Origin of the sequence: Brucella sp. 22210 (assembly GCF_052045675.1) — a bacterium.
Classification (GTDB): Bacteria; Pseudomonadota; Alphaproteobacteria; order Rhizobiales; family Rhizobiaceae; genus Brucella.
Window position 1 is genome coordinate 1 of the sequence record NZ_JBQEPD010000103.1, and the last position, 3,334, is coordinate 3,334.

Consider the following 3,334-nt stretch of genomic DNA (forward strand, 5'->3'; position numbering starts at 1 on the left):
TTAATTAATGAACATGAATTTATTACTTTTCCGCAAGGAAACGGTCGAAGCGAGACGCGATGTTTGGCTTGGCAGCTCCCGTCTGAGCCCGCCGGTTTCGGTTCAGCTTGCTGCTGTCATTAGCTGCTTGATACTCGCGCAAATTATCGCGGTTCTCACGTTTGGTCAATATACGCGCCGTGTTCGCGTTTACGGCGCTGTGGTGCTGGGAACGGATACGACGACAAACCTTGGAGAAACAGAGGCCTTCGTTAAAGAAAAACTGCAACGCAGAATTGACGAGTTTGGTGAAGCGATCAGGCAGCGGGTGCAACTAGATCAGGTTGATAAACATTCTCTAGCCGAACGCAAAGCTGCTATTGAGCGAGAGATCGAGCGCGTTGATGCGCAGATTGAACAGACAAGTGCTTCTATTTCGGTGCTGCAACCACGTGCCGACAAATATCGCAAGCTGGTTGATCGGGGCATTACATTGGAACGCAGTTTCGATACTGCTGAGCAAAATTACATGCAAAGCCGCCAACAGCTTGAAGCATTGCGCAGACAGCGCGTGCAGCTTGACGGCATGACATCGGAGATTGGCTCTAAACTCGCAGGATTTGATGCGTCTGCAGCCATTAAGCTTGGAGAAATACACCAGCAGATATCGATACTGAAAGAGCAATTAGCGCAAGTAGAAGCGCGCCGGGCCGTTGTGGTTTCTGCTCTTGCAAGTGGCACGGTTGCAGCTGTAATGGCGCATTCCGGTCAGTTGGTCGCAGCCGGTTCATCCCTCGTATCGATTTTGCCGACCGGTGAAACCATGGAAGTTCATCTACTTGCCGATAGCAACGCGATTGGTTTTATACGGGAAGGTGCGCGCATACTATTGCGCTATACGGCCTTCCCCTATCAGAAATTCGGCCAGTATGGCGGACAGATTACCAAAGTATCGCGTGTGATGCTGCGACAAGCAGAAATGGACGCTGACGCACTTGCCGCTCAACCGCAGGCCTCGGCCGCTTCATACCGAATTACAGTCCGGCCGGATCAGAATAATGTTCTGGCTTATGGAAAAGCCGAGCCATTGCGAGTTGGCATGAGCGTTGAAGCGGATTTGCTGTTGGATAAACGCCCACTTTATCAATGGCTGTTAGAACCGCTTTACAGTTTGCGCGGCTGGACGGCGGATCAAGTCGCGGAAAACCCGTGAACCGCACCTGGTTTGCCAGAGGCCATTTGGTTTAAGTTATGCAGCGATAGCTGGGTCGTCCAGCCTGGCGTCATACTGCTCCTCTGCTTCGGCGGGCGAATGTTGCCGATGGGCTCTAGACGTTGTCGATGGTTGAACCAGTCTACCCATTCGAGAGTGGCGAATTCAACCGCTTCGAAGCTCCGCCATGTTCCGCGCCGATGAATGACCTCAGCCTTGTAGAGACCGTTGATCGTTTCGGCCAGAGCGTTGTCATAGGAGTCGCCAACGCTTCCGACGGAAGGTTCGATGCCAGCTTCCGCCAGCCGACGATACGGCGGGCGAATACGGGACTGTCAGGAATTTTGTGCTTGAGGCGCCTTTCACTGTGTTATGAAACGCTCGCCGAAGACAACGGCGAATTGCAAACGCTGGTTCTCATGGCTTTCAAAGTTCAGGCCAAAGCTCGGCTTTAACTTTCATTCCAAGGGTGTCAGAAAAGCGACGTCCTCAGAGACTTCCAGTAAAATAAATCAAAAAGGACAGCCTCTTTATTATCCAAAAGCCAGCCCTACGGGCGGCTTAAAGCGTTTGCTGGTCGCAAACCGGCTTTTGGATAACGGCTGAACGCCTCTTCCGGAAAACACAGCCCAAAAACACACGTCGCAATGGCTTTTGAATAAAACCTGTCGGAAAAGCTGTGCCCAGTCAAATACCAATAGGAGGCGGATGATGATATGCTGACAGGTAATCATCTGCCCTGCCCGGCTTAATGCAGCGCCTCGATGCCTCGCCGACGGATTACGTTCAACAAGGCGAGCCCCGGTCCCTTGGCCAGCGCCTCGCCGCGTTCAAGCTGCGACACATAGCCGGGCGTCACATTGAGATAACGGCCGAACGCGGCTTGGCTAAGGTGCGCCCGCTCGCGCACGGCCCGCACCTCCGCGCCGGTCATTGGTGTTTCGGTCGGCAGGGCTTTCTCTCCAAGGTGCCGGGCTGTGATTTTCTGATAGGTCGCCTCGTCCATGATCCCGGGGCGGCTCTGTGCGTCTGCCATTTCCGCGATCTCGCGGGCAAGGCGGCTAGATTTCGTCGTCATGCTCGATCTCCTTCAAATCTCCGTTCTCGATGGCTTGCCCGACCAGTTCGGCCGACGCGGCAAGCCAGTTCGCCCCGATCATGCGCAGGGCTTCCAACTCGTCATCATCAATGTTGTCGCGGTCGCTCTTGGCGAACCGCACGCCCAGCCGCACGATAGACGACAATCATCCGAAACCCGCCGGAACGGCCTTGGCCGGGTCGCGCCACGCGCTGCTTGATGAGGCCCCCGCTGAGATCGGCGTCGATAATGCCGCGCTCGGCCCGCTCGATCGCCTCGCCCAAGCTGGCGTCGACAATCCGTTGCCGGCGAGCAAACCGCTCAACGCCTCTGGTCAGGAAAATCCGCACGGAACCTCTCTATCACACCACAAACTATAGTGCATAATGCGATAGTTTCAATCCCGCCCTCTCGAACGACCGGGAAATTGTATTTCGCGAAAAGTAAATTCAGGCCTCGACCACAAGTCGCTCCTGCGGAATCCGCTTGCCCTTGCTGTCGCGGCTCGGAGGCTGACTTCTTCCAGCGTCTTCCCAGCAAATTTGTGCGCGGCAAAAAGCGGGTGCGGGAAGATATTGTATCTCTGGTGTGGCGACAGTTTGCAGGTCGCAATCTCTGAGATTGCGAATATAGCTTGAGGATCAGCTATGAAATCGAGGCTGAATTGAAAGAGCAGATCGGGGGTGCGGATAAAAACTTGGACTGGTTTTACGTCACAATGCCAAGACTGTTTCGATATTCGATTGGGCTTCGAGCGCCGAGTGATATCTTGATCCGTTTCTCATTGTACCACCGAATGTAGCCATCAACTTCATTGATAAACTGCTCGAGTGTGGTGTTCTTCCAATCGCTGGGATAAAAGAACTCTGCTTTCAGCCTTCCGAAGAAGCCTTCGCATGCAGCGTTATCTGGGGAGCACCCCTTGCGGGACATTGAGCGCACCAGCTTCGCATCACTAATCCTCGCTAGGCTGTGCACTCATAAATAGGCTAGCTATTTGAATGTATTAGTGATTCAAAGGCCTAGGATTTGGAGGTCTTTGATGTCACGTCACCGCTATGAAC

Annotated in this window: 2 protein-coding genes and 3 pseudogenes; 1 reads left to right on the plus strand and 4 read right to left on the minus strand. The window is 53.8% G+C overall.

Features of this window, described 5'->3' with window-relative positions:
- Nucleotides 1–7 precede the first annotated feature (7 nt).
- On the plus strand, nt 8–1,192 hold the full coding sequence (locus tag ACTJKP_RS26545; protein ID WP_440632673.1) for an HlyD family secretion protein: 1,185 nt from the start codon (nt 8–10) through the stop codon (nt 1,190–1,192).
- 36 nt (nt 1,193–1,228) lie between these two features.
- Here the strand turns inward: ACTJKP_RS26545 and ACTJKP_RS26550 are convergent.
- The 4 genes and pseudogenes from ACTJKP_RS26550 to ACTJKP_RS26565 all read right to left on the minus strand — a co-directional run.
- Nucleotides 1,229–1,500: pseudogene (locus ACTJKP_RS26550) on the minus strand (integrase core domain-containing protein); the annotation flags it as partial.
- Nucleotides 1,501–1,940: 440 nt separating this feature from the next.
- A complete protein-coding gene (locus ACTJKP_RS26555; protein ID WP_440632787.1) occupies nt 1,941–2,270 on the minus strand; it encodes a helix-turn-helix domain-containing protein in 330 nt (109 codons plus the stop codon).
- Nucleotides 2,254–2,620 (minus strand): annotated as a pseudogene (locus tag ACTJKP_RS26560) (type II toxin-antitoxin system RelE/ParE family toxin). Before ACTJKP_RS26560 ends, ACTJKP_RS26555 begins: the two are co-directional and overlap by 17 nt.
- Nucleotides 2,621–2,978: 358 nt before the next feature.
- Nucleotides 2,979–3,239 (minus strand): annotated as a pseudogene (locus tag ACTJKP_RS26565) (IS3 family transposase); the annotation flags it as partial.
- Nucleotides 3,240–3,334: the final 95 nt, after the last annotated feature.

What these genes read in the sequence shown, in the direction of transcription:
- ACTJKP_RS26545 (WP_440632673.1), top strand. Translation starts at nt 8, where the DNA reads ATGAACATGAATTTATTACTTTTCCGCAAGGAAACGGTCGAAGCGAGA.
- ACTJKP_RS26555 (WP_440632787.1), bottom strand. Translation starts at nt 2,270, where the DNA reads ATGACGACGAAATCTAGCCGCCTTGCCCGCGAGATCGCGGAAATGGCA.